Annotated in this window: 16 protein-coding genes; 10 read left to right on the forward strand and 6 right to left on the reverse strand. The window is 59.4% G+C overall.

Going from position 1 to position 15,338, the window contains the following annotated elements:
• Positions 1-47 precede the first annotated feature (47 nt).
• Complete coding sequence (gene clpP / locus FHT77_RS21130; RefSeq protein WP_016553598.1) at positions 48-677, reverse strand: ATP-dependent Clp endopeptidase proteolytic subunit ClpP; 630 nt, start codon at positions 675-677, stop codon at positions 48-50.
• Positions 678-1,054: 377 nt separating this feature from the next.
• Here clpP and FHT77_RS21135 point away from each other — a divergent pair, with 377 nt between their 5' ends.
• Positions 1,055-2,305, forward strand: coding sequence for a GGDEF domain-containing protein (locus FHT77_RS21135; RefSeq protein ID WP_312859766.1), 1,251 nt, complete (start codon positions 1,055-1,057; stop codon positions 2,303-2,305).
• Positions 2,306-2,346: 41 nt separating this feature from the next.
• Positions 2,347-3,591: a cytochrome P450 gene (locus tag FHT77_RS21140; protein WP_183756848.1), complete on the forward strand. Its 1,245-nt coding sequence runs from the start codon at positions 2,347-2,349 to the stop codon at positions 3,589-3,591.
• Between the two features lie 75 nt (positions 3,592-3,666).
• Here the strand turns inward: FHT77_RS21140 and FHT77_RS21145 are convergent, their stop codons facing one another.
• On the reverse strand, positions 3,667-5,001 hold the full coding sequence (locus tag FHT77_RS21145; RefSeq protein WP_183756849.1) for a dicarboxylate/amino acid:cation symporter: 1,335 nt from the start codon (positions 4,999-5,001) through the stop codon (positions 3,667-3,669).
• A 240-nt stretch (positions 5,002-5,241) separates the two neighbouring features.
• Here FHT77_RS21145 and FHT77_RS21150 point away from each other — a divergent pair, with 240 nt between their 5' ends.
• Together FHT77_RS21150 and FHT77_RS21155 are read left to right on the forward strand one after the other, a co-directional pair.
• Positions 5,242-7,104, forward strand: coding sequence for a sensor histidine kinase (locus FHT77_RS21150; RefSeq protein WP_183756889.1), 1,863 nt, complete (start codon positions 5,242-5,244; stop codon positions 7,102-7,104).
• Positions 7,101-8,462 carry a sigma-54 dependent transcriptional regulator gene (locus FHT77_RS21155; protein WP_183756850.1) on the forward strand — a complete coding sequence of 454 codons (1,362 nt, stop codon included), beginning with the start codon at positions 7,101-7,103 and terminating at the stop codon, positions 8,460-8,462. The genes FHT77_RS21150 and FHT77_RS21155 overlap by 4 nt, the downstream gene beginning before the upstream one ends.
• A 68-nt stretch (positions 8,463-8,530) precedes the next feature.
• Here the strand turns inward: FHT77_RS21155 and FHT77_RS21160 are convergent, their stop codons facing one another.
• From FHT77_RS21160 to FHT77_RS21170, 3 genes are all read right to left on the reverse strand, one after another.
• Positions 8,531-8,875 carry a cupin domain-containing protein gene (locus FHT77_RS21160; protein ID WP_183756851.1) on the reverse strand — a complete coding sequence of 115 codons (345 nt, stop codon included), beginning with the start codon at positions 8,873-8,875 and terminating at the stop codon, positions 8,531-8,533.
• A gap of 3 nt (positions 8,876-8,878) precedes the next feature.
• Positions 8,879-10,162 carry an O-acetylhomoserine aminocarboxypropyltransferase gene (locus FHT77_RS21165; RefSeq protein WP_183756852.1) on the reverse strand — a complete coding sequence of 428 codons (1,284 nt, stop codon included), beginning with the start codon at positions 10,160-10,162 and terminating at the stop codon, positions 8,879-8,881.
• A gap of 109 nt (positions 10,163-10,271) precedes the next feature.
• Positions 10,272-10,700, reverse strand: a complete 429-nt coding sequence (locus tag FHT77_RS21170; protein WP_016553590.1) for a CoA-binding protein — start codon at positions 10,698-10,700, stop codon at positions 10,272-10,274.
• A 104-nt stretch (positions 10,701-10,804) separates the two neighbouring features.
• On the opposite strand from FHT77_RS21170, the gene FHT77_RS21175 reads away from it, so the two are divergent.
• Both FHT77_RS21175 and FHT77_RS21180 read left to right on the forward strand, forming a co-directional pair.
• Entirely contained in the window at positions 10,805-11,134 is a 330-nt protein-coding gene (locus tag FHT77_RS21175; protein ID WP_183756853.1) for a hypothetical protein, read from the forward strand.
• Positions 11,135-11,542: 408 nt separating this feature from the next.
• Complete coding sequence (locus FHT77_RS21180) at positions 11,543-12,379, forward strand: EamA family transporter (RefSeq protein WP_183756854.1); 837 nt, start codon at positions 11,543-11,545, stop codon at positions 12,377-12,379.
• Here FHT77_RS21180 and FHT77_RS21185 read toward each other — a convergent pair whose 3' ends face one another.
• Entirely contained in the window at positions 12,380-13,213 is an 834-nt protein-coding gene (locus FHT77_RS21185) for an enoyl-CoA hydratase (RefSeq protein ID WP_183756855.1), read from the reverse strand.
• A 73-nt stretch (positions 13,214-13,286) separates the two neighbouring features.
• Between FHT77_RS21185 and FHT77_RS21190 the strand changes: the two genes are divergently transcribed.
• The 4 genes from FHT77_RS21190 to FHT77_RS21205 all read left to right on the forward strand — a co-directional run bounded on the left by FHT77_RS21190 (position 13,287) and on the right by FHT77_RS21205 (position 15,315).
• Positions 13,287-13,718, forward strand: coding sequence for a PaaI family thioesterase (locus FHT77_RS21190; protein ID WP_183756856.1), 432 nt, complete (start codon positions 13,287-13,289; stop codon positions 13,716-13,718).
• 224 nt (positions 13,719-13,942) lie between these two features.
• Complete coding sequence (gene rplM, locus FHT77_RS21195) at positions 13,943-14,407, forward strand: 50S ribosomal protein L13 (RefSeq protein WP_183756857.1); 465 nt, start codon at positions 13,943-13,945, stop codon at positions 14,405-14,407.
• A gap of 2 nt (positions 14,408-14,409) precedes the next feature.
• Complete coding sequence (gene rpsI / locus FHT77_RS21200; RefSeq protein ID WP_183756858.1) at positions 14,410-14,877, forward strand: 30S ribosomal protein S9; 468 nt, start codon at positions 14,410-14,412, stop codon at positions 14,875-14,877.
• 135 nt (positions 14,878-15,012) lie between these two features.
• A complete protein-coding gene (locus FHT77_RS21205) occupies positions 15,013-15,315 on the forward strand; it encodes a putative quinol monooxygenase (RefSeq protein WP_183756859.1) in 303 nt (100 codons plus the stop codon).
• Positions 15,316-15,338 lie beyond the last annotated feature (23 nt).

Consider the following 15,338-nt stretch of genomic DNA (forward strand, 5'->3'; position numbering starts at 1 on the left):
CAAATGAGATAGAACTGTGGCGGATACAACACCATCCCTACTTCTCACTAGGCCGCATCGCCTTCCATCTCGATGCGAGATGTCAGCACCTTGTCGATAACACCCCAGGCCTGAGCCTCGTCCGCATCCATGAAGTGGTCGCGGTCAAGGGTCTTCTCGACTTCCTCGTAGGTGCGGCCGGTGTGCTTGACATAGACCTCGTTCAGACGACGCTTCATCTTCAGAATGTCGCGGGCGTGACGCTCGATGTCCGATGCCTGGCCCTGGAAACCGCCCGAGGGCTGGTGAACCATGATGCGGGAGTTCGGGGTGGCGAAGCGCATGTCCTTGTGCCCGGCAGCCAAGAGCAGCGATCCCATGGAGGCGGCCTGGCCGATGCAGAGCGTCGAAACGGCCGGCTTGATGAACTGCATCGTGTCGTAGATCGCCATGCCGGCGGTAACGACGCCGCCCGGCGAATTAATGTAGAGCGCGATTTCCTTCTTCGGGTTTTCCGCCTCGAGGAAGAGCAGCTGGGCGCAAACGAGCGTCGCCATGTGATCCTCGACCGGGCCCGTGAGGAAGATGATCCGTTCCTTCAGCAGGCGGGAATAGATGTCGTAGGAGCGTTCACCGCGATTGGTCTGTTCCACAACCATCGGCACGAGGGCCATAGCGGTATCGACTGGGTTTCTCATGTGCGTCCTTTGTCAACGTCTGCCGGCTGTGGCCGGGAATCAAAGAAATTGCCTTATCCCTACATAGAACTTCCCTGCCCTCCTCTTCAAGACGCGCTGACGGATAACGTCAAGAGGGCTAGTGCAGAGCGAATGCTTTTCGCCCGATATAGGTTCATTCATGCAAGCGATGGTGAAGAGCGAGCTGCAATCCTAGTGCCACACAGCTTTTGTCGGCGTCAGGATAAACGAATTCTGAATCTGCTTGCGGCTGCGCTGCGTTTACAGACCAGAAAGCCTAACACCAACTCAACGCAAAAATGCGCCAAGGGAGAAGCGCAATTAATGAAGTTGCCAGCTTCTTCCGAAACAATACGCGCAATGCAAGGGGTGTTGCCGTGTTCAATGTTACGACTGGATTAGCCATTTGGTGCTCCGAAGCCATGACGCTCGCGTTGGTGGCTTTCATGGCCTGGCGCCATAACGTCCGAAACAAGACCTATTTCTATTGGGGAATGGGTTTTCTTCTTAGTGGCGTTGGATTCGCAATGGTGGCGTTGCGGGGGCAGATACCCGCTATTCTCTCGATCGAGATCGGCAATACGATTGCACTATGCGGACAAAGTGCATGGGTTGCCGGGTATCTGGCTCTTGACCGTCGCAAGCTCGAATGGTGGGCATTCCTTCCGCCGCTTGTTTGGCTGGGCGGCGTCTTCCTGCCGTGGGTCAACGACGACTACACCAATCGCGTCATTCTCTACAACTTGGCCTCGGCCACCGGCGCAACCGCGCTTGCAATGGCAGTCCGCGCGACAGGCCAACCCAACGAAGGCTCCAGACGAACGCTCGGCGTTATCTTCGTGCTCCAGAGTTTCCTATGCTTCGGTACGGCAATGGCAATGGCAATCATCGGCCCAACCGACGCGGAAGCCGCCAATTTCGCCGGCGGCGCTGCCATGGCAACGGGCTTCATGCTGACCTTTGCATGCGCCCATACCTGCCTTCTCATCATGGAGCGCTCGGAGAAGCATCTTCGTATGCTCAGCCTCACCGATTCCCTGACGGGTGTGTTGAACCGGCGTGGTCTCTTCGGACAGTTCGATGCCCTTCAGGAGCGCGCATTCCACAATGACCGCCAGGTCGCGGTACTGCTCTTCGACCTCGACCATTTCAAACGCGTCAACGATCGGTTCGGACATCAGGCTGGAGACACCGTACTGACGGTCTTTGCTCGCATGGCCCGCCAATTCGTTCCTGCCGGCGTCTTCGGCCGCATGGGCGGGGAAGAGTTCGCCGCCTTCACGACGGTGGCCGACCAAACTGAAGCGGAAGCACTGGCGGAATCGATCCGCGCCGAATTCTGCCGTGTTCCCGTCAGTACCGGCGATGCGATCATTCCGGTCACGGTCAGTATCGGCGTCGCCATGGCCTCTTCCATCGAGGCAAACAGAGACAAGCTGGTTTCGGCGGCGGATCGCGCGCTTTACGCCGCCAAAGCAGCCGGCCGCAACTGCACCATCATCTTCGGTGAGGCCGAAGCTGCAGCGCCGCCCCCGGTCGAGCCCGATCATACCGGCGGTGAGCTCGTCCCCACGCTCGACGATCAGATCCACGCACTTCGCCGCGTCGGATCCCTGTCGAGAGGTTGAGCATCTTTTCGAGGCTTGGCAAATCCGCTAAGCCTCGAAGCATGATGATCCCACCGTTTCTTTCCATAGACCCCGCCACACGCCATGTCTCACTCGACGCCAGCAATCCGGCGTTCTACAGCGACCCGAACGCGGCCTACGCCGCTCTGCATGCGCACTGTCCTACGTTCTATTGGGAGCAGCAGAAGCAGTGGTTTTTCACAGGCTACGACCACGTCAACGGCTTGCTGCGCGATCGCCGTTTCGGCCGCCAGATCCTGCACATCGCAAGCCGTGAGGAACTTGGCCTTCCCGAGCCGGACCAGCATCTGGCGAATTTCGACCTCGCCGAACGGTACTCCTTGCTCGAACTGGAGCCGCCCGAGCACACGCGTCTGCGAACACTCGTCAACCGCGCTTTCGTCTCTCGCCACGTCGAGAAGATGAAGCCTGAACTTGCCGAACTCGCCAACAAGCTCATTGACGGCTTCGAGAAGAACAGCGAAGTCGAGCTGCTTTCGGCATTTGCGGACATTATTCCGGTGACCATGATTGCCCGCATGATCGGCATTCCGGAGGAGATGGGGCCGCAGCTCCTGAAATGGTCGCACGCCTATATTCGCATGTATCTTTTCGGTCGCACACGAGAAGATGAGGATGGCGCCGAACTGGCAGCAAAGGAGTTCTCAGACTATGTGAAGACAGTAATCGCCGAGCGCCGAGCCAACCCTCGGGACGACCTGTTGACCCACATGATCCATACGGAACACAAGGGGCAATACCTGACCGAGGACGAACTCGTCTCGACGACAATCGTGCTGCTCAATGCCGGTCACGAGGCGACGGTCCACCAGATCGGCAATTCAGTCCGCATTATCCTGGAGAGTGGGCACAATCCGGCGGACCTCTTCAAGGACGAGGCGACAACCGAACGAGCTGTGGAAGAGTCTCTGCGTATCTGCGCGCCCGTTCACATCTTCCAGCGATGGGCGTTGGAACCGGTCGAGATCGACGGCATTTCGTTCAAGCGAGGCGACAAGGTGAGCCTCATTCTGGCGGCAGCCAATCTCGATCCGACAAAATACAGCGATCCGCTTACCTTCAAGCCCGACCGCAACGAGGCGCCTAACCTGTCGTTTGGCGCCGGCATCCATTTCTGCATCGGGGCGCCGCTGGCGCGGCTGGAATTGAACGTCGTCCTACCAATTCTCTTCGAGCGGCTGCCTGGACTGAAACTTGCCCGGTTGCCCGTCGTAAAAGATGTCTATCATTTCCACGGTCTGGATCGCCTCGACCTTGCTTGGTAGGTCAGCAATGGAAAAGTCCGCGCCCCGGAGGACGCGGACCCTTTTCGTCGCTTTTGAAAGTCAGGCGGTGAAGCGTTATTCCGCCGCCTGTAGCACCGGCACTCCATCCAGCGGTTCCTGCGGCAGCTTGCCGGCCATGGCGGCAGCAAACTTCGTCTGGTCAAGCTCATTTTCCCAGCGGGCGACCACAACCGTTGCGACCGCGTTGCCGACAAAGTTCGTCAAGGCGCGGCATTCCGACATGAAGCGGTCGATACCGAGGATCAGCGCCATGCCGGCAACGGGAACCGAAGGCACCACGGAAAGCGTTGCGGCAAGCGTGATGAAGCCGGCGCCGGTGATGCCGGCAGCGCCCTTGGAGCTCAACATCGCGACCAGCAGAAGCAGGATCTGGTCTGCCAGCGTCAGCGGCGTGTCCGTCGCCTGAGCGATGAAGAGCGCAGCAAGCGTCATATAGATATTGGTGCCATCGAGGTTGAAGGAGTAGCCGGTCGGAATGACGAGACCGACGACCGAGCGCTTGCAACCAGCCTGCTCCATCTTGGCCATGAGACCGGGAAGTGCGGCTTCCGAAGACGACGTGCCGAGCACGAGCAGCAGTTCTTCCTTGATATAGCGGATCAGCGCGAGGATCGAGAACCCATTGTAGCGGGCGACCGCACCCAGAACGACGAGCACGAAGAGCAGCGACGTCAGGTAGAAGGTGCCGATCAACATTGCCAGATTGGCGATGGAGCCGATGCCATATTTGCCGATGGTGAAGGCCATGGCGCCGAACGCGCCGATCGGAGCAGCCTTCATCAGCACTGCCACCAGCTTGAAGACCGGCGCTGTCAGGGCCTGCAGAAAATCGACAACGGGACGGCCGCGATCGCCGACCATGGCAAGCGCGATGCCGAACAGGACAGAGAAGAACAGCACCTGCAGAATATCGCCGTCGGCAAAGGCGCCTACGATCGTGTTCGGAATGATGTTCATCAGGAAGCCCGTGACGGTCGAGTCATGAGCCTTTTCCGCATAGCTTGCGACGGCCTTGGCATCCAGCGTCGCCGGATCGATGTGCATGCCTGCACCCGGCTGTATGACGTTGGCGACCAGCAGACCAACAGCCAGTGCCAGCGTCGAAAAGACGAGGAAGTAAAGCATTGCCTTGCCGGCGACGCGCCCAACCTTCTGCAGGTCGGACATGCCGGCGATACCTGTAGCAACCGTCAAGAAGATGACGGGGGCGATGATCATTTTGACGAGCTTGATGAAAGCATCGCCGAGCGGCTTCAGAGCCGTGCCGATGTCGGGATAGAAATGACCGAGCAGGATGCCAGCGCAGATGGCGGCAAGAACCTGCACGTAGAGAAGCCGATAAAAAGGAACCTTGCCGCGTGGCTCCGCGACCGGAAGTGCTGCACCCATGATGTCCTCCATGTGCCCCAAAACCAAAAGCGGCCTCCCGGGGCGATTTGCGTTACCAGTCAACAGCCACGCTGGCTGTTTGGTGAGGTTTTGCAACATGCGTGCCAACTCCGATGCGGACGTCTAAGTGATTGCTTCCCAATCTCTTTTTTTATGATGGCCTACGCCACCTTAAGTACGCGGGCGTATTTTCGCACAAATTGATTTGACGGAAGTGCGGAATTACGCACAAACTAGATGATGCTTCAGTCGGCACCGACAACTGGTTTTGGCTCCCTCGACCGCGTCCGCCGGCGCGCACGGCGGCTGTGGATTCTGTTTGCCTCCATTTCGGCTGTGCTCATCGTTGCCGTGCTGTTTGGCGCGGAGGCTTATGGGCGTCGCTCCGCCATTGACGCGATCGCGGGCCAAGGCCGGACCGACGCCAGCCTGAAAGTCGCGCTCCTGAACGCAGTCTTGGAGAGGCCACGCGCGCTGCCGTTGCTTCTTGCCGAAGACCAACAAGTTCTCGATGGCCTTTCGTCCAAAGGCAGCGATGCGATCGACATATTGAACCGGAAGCTCGAGCGGCTGGTCACGGGAACGCAGGCCGCCGTGCTCTACGTCATCGGCCCCAACGGCATTGCGGTGTCCTCGAGCAATTGGCGGGAGCCCGTCAGTTTCGTCGGCAACGACTACACATTCCGCGACTACTTCACAAAGGCGATGGAGGACGGAACGGCTGAGCATTTTGCCCTCGGCAGTGTCAGCAAGCGCCCGGGCCTCTACATTTCTCGCCGCGTGGGAAGTGCGGCAGCGCCGCTCGGCGTCGTCGTGGTCAAACTTGAGTTCGATCGGCTTGAGAGCGACTGGCACGACACACATCGCCCTGTCTATGTCACGGATGATCGCGGCGTCGTTCTCATCACCAGCATCCCCTCCTGGCGCTTCATGATGAACAGCCCTGTGCCGCAGGCTGACCTTGCCGCCATCCGCAACAGCCTGCAGTTCGGCGATGCGCCGCTGGCGACGCTGCCGGTCATGCGCCCTCGGCCCGTTGACGCCGAGGCGTCGCTCGTTTCCGCCGTGCTACCGGGTAGCGGCGAAGGCGAGTATTTGCGCCTAACGACACCCGTTCCCACTACGCCTTGGCATCTCGAATACCTTGTACCCACTGATGCGCCAGTTGCGGCGTCCGTTCGCGAAATACGCCTGTTGTCACTGGCCGTTCTTCTGCCCGTTCTCGCAATCGCGGCGTTAATTCTGTGGAGGCGCCAAGCGGCGGCAACCAAGATCGCGGAAGAACAGGGCATGCGCGAAGAGCTGGAGCGACGGGTCACCGCGCGAACCGACGATCTCAGCCGGGCACGCGACCGTTTGGAGGCCGAAATCTCTGACCATAGAGAGACGGAAGCGAGGCTGCAGGTTGTTCAGCAGGAACTTGTGCAGGCGAACCGGCTCGCGATCCTGGGACAGGTCGCGGCAGGCGTCGCGCATGAGATCAACCAACCGGTCGCGACGATACGCGCCTATGCAGACAATGCCAGGGTGTTCCTGGAGCGCAAGCAGACCACCCCCGTGGACGACAACCTCGAAGCGATCGCCGGCCTCACGGAACGGATCGGCGCGATTACCGACGAGTTGAAGGCATTCGCTCGAAAAGGTCGCGTGGCGCCGGAGCCTGTGGAACTGCGTGGCGTTATCGATGGGGCGGTGGTTCTCCTGAAAAGCCGATTTGCCGGTCAACTGAATGCACTCAGCATCCGGCTGCCGCCAGCGGGCCAATGTGTGCTCGGCAACCGCATTCGCCTTGAGCAGATCCTGATCAACCTGTTCCAGAACGCCTTGGAAGCGCTCGACGGGCGCGCGGACGCGAAGGTCGATGTCTCCGTTACCGAGACGGATGACGAGGTTGCGATCGACGTCGCCGACAACGGCCCCGGTATTTCGCCCGCTATCCTGAAATCGCTCTTTACGCCGTTCAACACCTCCAAGGAAAAAGGCCTTGGTCTCGGTCTCGTTATTTCCAAGGACATTGTCGCCGACTATGGCGGCCGCATCGATGTGACGAGCGACGAAACCGGAACCTGTTTTACGGTCCACCTGCGGAAGGCCAAGGCATGAATGATGCGACGCCGATCTTTCTAATCGATGATGACAAGGACTTGCTGCGCGCAACCAAGCAAACGCTCGAACTCGCGGGTTTTTCGGTTTCCGCCTTTTCCGACGCCGGCGAAGCCCTGGCGGCATTGAGTCCGGATTTCGCAGGTGTTGTCGTCTCCGATATCCGCATGCCTGAAATCGACGGCCTCCAACTCTTCGGTCGCGTACGACGGCAGGACGAGGATTTGCCGGTTATCCTGGTCACCGGCCACGGGGACATTCCGATGGCGGTCAAAGCCATGCAGGACGGCGTCTACGACTTCATCACGAAGCCCTTCGCGACGGACAGGCTTATTCAGAGCGTGCGGCGCGCTGCCGAAAAGCGCCGTCTCGTGATGGAAAACAGATCTCTGCGGAAAGCGACAGACGAGGCGCGCGATGACCTGCCGCTGATCGGCCAGACGCCGGCGATGGAACGGCTGCGCCATACCTTGCGGCAAATTGCCGACACCGATGTCGACGTGCTCCTGATGGGTGAAACCGGCAGCGGCAAGGAAGTCGTGGCAAGCCTGCTGCACCGCTGGAGCCGGCGCGCATCCGGTAATTTCGTTGCCCTGAACTGCGGAGCGTTGCCGGAAAGCGTTGTCGAAAGCGAACTTTTCGGACACGAACCCGGCGCCTTCACCGGCGCGCAAAAGAAGCGTGTAGGCCGCATCGAATATGCGAGTGGCGGAACGCTCTTCCTCGACGAGATCGAGAGCATGCCGCCCGCCACACAGGTGCAGATGCTGCGCGTGCTCGAAATGCGCGAGGTTGCGCCGTTGGGCACCAACGAGGTCCGACCCGTCGACTTGCGGGTCGTCGCGGCGTCCAAGATCGATCTCGGCGATCCCCGCCAACGCGGCGACTTTCGCGAAGATCTCTATTACCGCCTCAACGTGGTAACGATCTCTATTCCGCCGCTCAAGGAGCGCCGCGATGACATTCCGCTTCTCTTCGGTTACTTCGCCGAGCGTGCCGCGAACCGCTTCAAACGCGACGTTCCCGCGATCCCCTCCTCGATCCATCGCCACCTGCGGGAATACGACTGGCCGGGCAACGTGCGCGAACTGTCGCATTTCGCCGAACGGTTCGTGCTCGGCGTCGGGCAGGCGTCAGATCGCGTTCCGGCGGCGGAACCGGAGACGGATCGAACCCTATCGCTCCCAGACAGGCTCGAACGCTACGAAGCCCACATCATTCGCGAAGCTTTGAACGCCAACGGCGGCGACGTCCGTCGCACGATCGCGGACCTCGGCATTCCTCGGAAGACGTTCTACGACAAGCTCCAGCGCCACGGCATCGTCCGCAGCGATTTCGCATCTTCCGACAGCAGTTAGCTCTGTCAAAACCAGCCAAGATCAGCGGCGACACCCTTCGGCATATCCACTATTCCGCTACCGTGAAATCAGAGCCGGATGACGTAGTCCTTGCGAGTTATTTCAACGACTTCCCATGTTCCCTTAAAGCCGGGCCTGAGGATCATCCGGTCGCCGGCACGAAGATGCACGGCCTCGCCACCGTCCTCCGTGACGATCGAGTAGCCCGAAAGCACGTTAAAATATTCCCACTCATCATAAACGATGCGCCACTTGCCGGGCGTCGCCTCCCATATGCCGGAATAGAGGCCGCCATCGGCCTCCTCCAGACTCCAGGTCCTGAACTGCGGGTCGCCGGCCATTATCCGGTCGGCATCGGGGGCGCCGAATTCCGGTTCGACGCCGTCGATGTCAAAAGTCAGGTAGTTTGCCATGGCTCAGATCTTCGCCAGCGATTGCTCGAGATCGGCAATGATATCCTTCACGTCCTCGATCCCGATCGAAAGACGAACGACATCGGGACCGGCACCGGCGGCGATCCTTTGTTCATCCGTCAATTGCCGATGCGTGGTCGATGACGGGTGGATTACCAGCGAGCGCGTATCGCCGATGTTGGCGAGATGCGAGAACAGCTCCAACCCCTCGACCAGCGTCTTGCCGGCCTCATAACCGCCCTTGACCCCGAAGGTGAACACTGAGCCAGCACCTTTCGGAGAGTAGCGCTGCTGCAGCGCATGGTTAGGATCATCTTCGAGGCCCGCATAGTTCACCCAGGCGATCTTGCTGTGCGCCTTCAACCACTTTGCGACCGCGATCGCGTTGTCGCTGTGACGCTGCATGCGCAGCGGCAACGTCTCGATGCCCGTCAGGATCAGGAACGCATTGAAGGGCGAGATGGCAGGACCAAGATCGCGCAGGCCAAGCACGCGGCAAGCGATGGCGAATGCAAAATTGCCGAAGGTCGAGTGTAGCACCACGCCATTGTATTCCGGGCGCGGGCTGGAAAGCATTGGGTAGTTGCCGGATTTCGACCAATCGAAGGTTCCGCCGTCGACGATGATTCCGCCCATGGAATTGCCGTGGCCGCCGAGGAACTTCGTCAGCGAATGCACGACGATATCGGCACCGTGTTCGATCGGCCGGATGAGATAGGGGCTGGCCATCGTATTGTCGACGATGAGCGGCAGGCCATGCTTGTGTGCAACCGCTGCGATCGCGGCGATGTCGACGAAGGTGCCGCCGGGATTGGCGAGACTCTCGATGAAGATTGCCCGTGTCTTCCCATCGATCTGGCTTTCGAAGCTCGCCGGATCGGCGGAATCCGCCCAGCGAACCTGCCAGCCATAATTATCAAAAGCATGGCCGAACTGGTTGATAGAGCCGCCGTAGAGCCGCTTCGCAGCCACGAAGTTTTCGCCGGCGCGCATGAGCGTGTGGAAGACGACCACCTGCGCCGCATGGCCGGAAGCAACGGCGAGTGCTGCGGTGCCACCCTCGAGCGCCGCGACGCGCTCTTCGAGTACCGCCTGGGTCGGGTTCATGATGCGGGTGTAAATGTTGCCGAATTGCTGCAAGCCAAAGAGAGCGGCCGCATGATCCGAATCGTTGAATACATAGGCGGTCGTTTGATAGATCGGCGTGGCGCGCGCGCCGGTCGCGGGGTCCGGCTGAGCTCCCGCGTGCACTGCCAACGTATTGAAACCCGGACCGTTCTTGGCCATGAAGCCCTCCCCTTCGGTTGATCGAATGGCGGCGAGCATAGCCGACGATCGCGAAAAGTTAATCGCGTTCTATTTCAACCCAGGCACGTTATTTGAAAAATCCACCCACTCAGCCGATAAGCCGCGGATATTCGATGGCCGGGCAGCGATCCATGACGACCTTGATGCCGGCTGCCTCAGCCTTTGCCGCTGCCGCGTCATCGCGGACGCCAAGTTGCGCCCATATCACCTTCGGTAGCGGGTTCATTGCCAATGCCTCATCGACTACACCCGATAGATATTCCGAGGCCCTGAAGACCTCTACCATGTCGACTGTTCCAGGGACGTCGGCAAGCCGGGCGTGAACCGGCTGGCCCTGGATCTGCTTGCCCGCCTGCCCCGGGTTCACTGGGATGACTTTGTATCCCCTGGACAGCAGATACCCCATCACGCCGTTACTCGGTCGGGCGGGATTGGGCGAAGCGCCCGTCAGGGCAATGGTCTTCACGGAACGCAGAATGTCGAGGATGTAGTCATCCTCATATCTATCGTGATTCAAGAACGTCGACCTCCAATAACAATCGCGTTTACGTGGCAATTCGCTGAAACCGCCAGCTAGTTTGCGCGTATATAGGAACTAGGGCGCCTAAGGAGGTAATTTCCATGAAAAAATTGGTTGTTGTAATCGCTTTCGTCATGGCGGCCTCTCCGGCGCTTGCAATCTCCCGATATAATTCGCTCAGTATCAGCTGCCAGGCGGCGCGCGCCTCGATCCATAACGAGGGCGCGGTGATCCTCCGGTATCCGTCAAAGCGGGTGAGCGGCATGACGTTGTTCGACCGTTACATTCGCGACAGCACCTATTGCGACGCCCACCAATATGCTGAATGGACGACCATCCCGACGAAGGACAATCCGAGGTGTCGCGTGCTGAATTGCCAGAATATCGACAACTTTGACGGGATGTTTCTCGCCCCTTATAACACGCTCTGAAACAGCATGGCTCCAGAGCAAAATCATGATCCGCGAGCCTGCGAAAACAATCGCGCCCGGCGCTTGACCGTTTAGGGATCGACCGATTCCGTGACGGCTTTGTCACACTATTGTAAAATTTGCGGCGACCCAGCTTCGCGCACCATCACTGTTCTATGTATAACCTGTATATGTTCGCATATGTTCATGCGTATGTTAGAGACGCCTCATAGTTGAAATGACGGCTGGGCGATGAATACCTCTGGTGTACGTTCCTCTTTTGATTGGGGCCACACGGCATCTTCCGGTTGCCGCGGGGCGCAGGACCTGCTTCAACGCTATTCATCACGTCATCGAACGGGATTGCTTTTTGCCAACAGCCGCGTAACAAGCATCCAGCGATCAGTTTTCACACCATTTGGTGGTTTTTTGCCTCTCCACATCATCCTACTCGTTCTGTTTGGTGCTCTGCTGCACGCAACCTGGAACGCCATGATCAAGGCGGGCACCGATAAGTCGCTGGATGCAAGCCTGATATCGGCTGGCGGGGCAGCCTGCGCGCTTCCGTTTCTGCTGTTCCTGCCGTTGCCGAATTCGGCCGCATGGCCCTTCATCGGCGCTTCGGCTATTCTGCAGTTCGTGTATTTCCAGCTCGTCGCCGGCGCCTATCGCGCGGGCGATATCGGCCTTGTCTATCCGCTCATGCGCGGGTGCGCGCCGCTCCTGATTGCGGCCACCAGCGGTTTCATCCTGAACGAAACGTTGTCGACAGGTGCCCTCATTGGCACGATGACGATCTGCGCCGGCATCCTGACACTGGCCTTCGAAGCACGAAAAGGCGGCGGGCACGCCATCCGGCTAGCCCTAGCGAATGCCTGCGTGATTGCGACCTATACCTATGTCGACGGAATCGGCGCCCGCATCTCCGGCAATGCGGTGTCCTATACGCTATGGATGTCGCTGCTACCGCCGGTACTGCTATTCGCCTGGGCCATCGCCAAGCGCGGTAGCGTCGCAGTCGCCGTGCATGTCCGCTACAACTGGTGGCGTGGTCTGATTGGCGGCGGCGGATCTATCGCCTCCTACGGTCTCGCGCTTTGGGCGATGACCAAGGCGCCGGTTGCGACCGTTGCGGCGCTGCGCGAGACGTCGATCCTCTTTGCGCTGCTGATTTCCGTGATCGTGCTGAAGGAAAAGGCCAGCCCGTGGCGCTATCTCGCCGGCGCGATCATCGCGCTCGGCGGGCTGGTCCTGAAACTCGGCTAGCTATTCGCCCGTCCACTGCGGCATGCGCTTGGAAAGGAAGGCTCCGATTCCCTCTTCGGCATCGGCCGTCAGCATATTGTCGACCATGACCTGAGCCGCATAGCTGTATGCCTCCTCGATCGGCATTTCGAGCTGGCGGTAGAATGCCTCCTTGCCGATCTTCAGCGTCAGCGGCGATTTGCTTGCGATGACGGAGGCATATTTGGTGACGACCTGAGTCAGATACTGCCTCGGCACGATACGGTTCACGAGCCCGAAATCCTTGGCGGTCGAGGCGTCGATCGTCTCACCGGTCAGCAGCATTTCCATTGCCTGCTTGCGATGCGCTGCTCGCGACACCGCCACCATCGGTGTCGAGCAGAACAGGCCGATATTGACGCCGGGGGTGCAGAAGGTCGCCGTATCGGTGCAGATCGCCAGATCGCAGGAAGCGACAAGCTGGCACCCGGCAGCCGTTGCGAGGCCGTCGATCTCGGCAATGACAGGTTTTGGCAAGCGTGTGATCTCCAGCATGAGATCCGCAGCCAGCGCAAAGGTTTCCTCAAAGAATGCCTCGCCGTTGTGCTCATCGGCGCGATGCGCGGTCAATTCCTTGAGGTCGTGGCCGGCAGAAAAGACGTTGCCGGTCGATGCGATGATGACCACGCGAACGGCAGCGTCTTCGGCGGCGCTCTGCAGTTCACCGATCAGGGTTTCCATGACGGCGATCGAGAGCGCATTCGCAGGCGGATTGCTGAGCGTCAGCCGCAGCACGCCGTCACTCAGTTGCGGGATGACGAGCGCACCCTCACCCGCTTTGCTCGGGTCCTTCCGAAAGGATACGACTTCGGCCATGGTCTAACTCCCTGCATTGTTTTTTCGTGCTAATTGTTCTGCCACAGGCGACAAGCAATTTCGAGGCAAACTCATGCAGCCGATCATGACGATCGACGAGCTCCACCGATTTCTGGACACGGATTTTCCGCAGATCCACACGGACGGTCGCGTGTTCACGATCACCGAGATCAGCCCAGGTTGCGTGTCGATGCGGCTCGATCCTAGCGAAAGACATTTGCGACCGGGCGGCACCGTATCCGGCCCCGCCCTCTTCACCTTGGCGGATGTGACAGCCTATGCGGCAGTGCTCGCGCATATCGGGCCGGTGGCTCTGGCTGTCACCACCAATCTGAGCATCAACTTCCTGCGCCTGCCAAAGCCAAGACCGACGACCTGCACCTGCCGAATTCTCAAGCTCGGGAAGCGGCTCGCGGTCATCGAGGCATCGATTTTCCAGGAAAATGCGGATGAGCTGATTGCCCAAGCAACCGCCACTTACTCGATTCCGCCCCGCGAAATATGAGGTAATATGATACCACACAAATAACATATTGATTTTGCTTTAATATTTTTGCGATCCTGCAAAGCATCGTCATTGACCGCACAGCCCTTTGTCTTTATACACACCGCCAGAAATGCAGCCTTTCCGGGCTGCTTTCTTTTTGGTGCGTCTTCGGCCCACCAAACCAAGCAACAAGAAACGCCCTCTCGCCTTCGGGCCGAGGGATCCAAAAGAGAGTAACTACTATGGCAACTTTCTCCCAGAAGCCTGCAGAGGTGGAGAAGAAGTGGGTCATCATCGACGCCGAAGGGCTTGTCGTTGGCCGTCTCGCTTCCATCATCGCTATGCGTCTGCGCGGCAAGCACAAGGCAACCTTCACTCCCCACGTTGACGACGGCGACAACGTCATCGTCATCAATGCCGACAAGGTCGTATTCACCGGCAAGAAGTACTCCGACAAGGTTTACTACTGGCATACGGGTTACGCCGGCGGCGTCAAGGAGCGTACCGCTCGCCAGATCATCGAAGGCCGCTTTCCGGAGCGCGTTCTCGAGAAGGCCGTTGAGCGCATGGTTCCGCGTGGCCCGCTCGGCCGTCGTCAGATGAAGAACCTCCGCGTTTACGCTGGTTCCAACCATCCCCATGAAGCACAGCAGCCTGTCGCTCTCGACGTCGCCAAGCTGAACAAGAAGAACGTAAGGAGCGCCTAAGAATGGCTGACCTCTCCTCCCTGAAGGATCTCGGCACGGCTACCGAAGCTTCGGCTCCGGCACACGTCCGTAAGGTCGACTCGCTTGGCCGCTCCTACGCGACCGGCAAGCGTAAGAACGCTGTTGCCCGCGTTTGGGTCAAGCCGGGCTCCGGCAAGATCATCGTCAACGGCAAGGAATTCGCGGAATACTTCGCACGCCCGGTTCTGCAGATGATCCTGCGCCAGCCGATCGTTGCTGCTGCCCGCGAAGGCCAGTTCGACATCGTTGCAACGGTTGCCGGCGGCGGTCTTTCCGGCCAGGCCGGTGCTGTTCGTCACGGTGTTTCCAAGGCCCTCACCTACTTCGAACCGGGCCTGCGATCGGTCCTGAAGAAGGGTGGCTTCCTGACCCGCGACAGCCGCGTTGTTGAACGCAAGAAGTACGGCAAGGCCAAGGCCCGCCGTTCGTTCCAGTTCTCCAAGCGTTAATCGCTTCGGACTATGGAAATGCGAAGGCCGGGCTCTTGCCCGGCCTTTTCTTTTGGCCGCCGCTTGAAGCCGCTCGTTCCCTTGCCAGTTCTACCGCATTCCAGGCGCTTCAAGCGCGTGCCAAGGGAGGCAGGAATGACCAAGCAAGCAATCTATGTCGAACTGAAAGCAAAGTCCGGCAAGGAAGAGGAAGTGGCCGCGTTCTTGAAAAGCGCGCAGGCACTTGTCGAAGAGGAACCCGGTACGGTGACGTGGTTTGCCGTTCGGTACGACCAGAGCACGTTTGCCATCTTCGATGCGTTCAATGATGAGGCCGGTCGGCAGGCACATTTGAACGGCAAGGTGGCCGCAGCGCTGATGGCACGAGCGGCTGAACTGCTTGCCGAGGCGCCGCAACTGAAGACTCCCGAAGTGCTGGCGGACAAGCTGCCGCGGTAAAACCAGCTTGGCCGAGCGACCGG

The sequence above is a fragment of the Rhizobium sp. BK181 genome (assembly GCF_014193305.1).
Classification (GTDB): Bacteria; Pseudomonadota; Alphaproteobacteria; order Rhizobiales; family Rhizobiaceae; genus Rhizobium.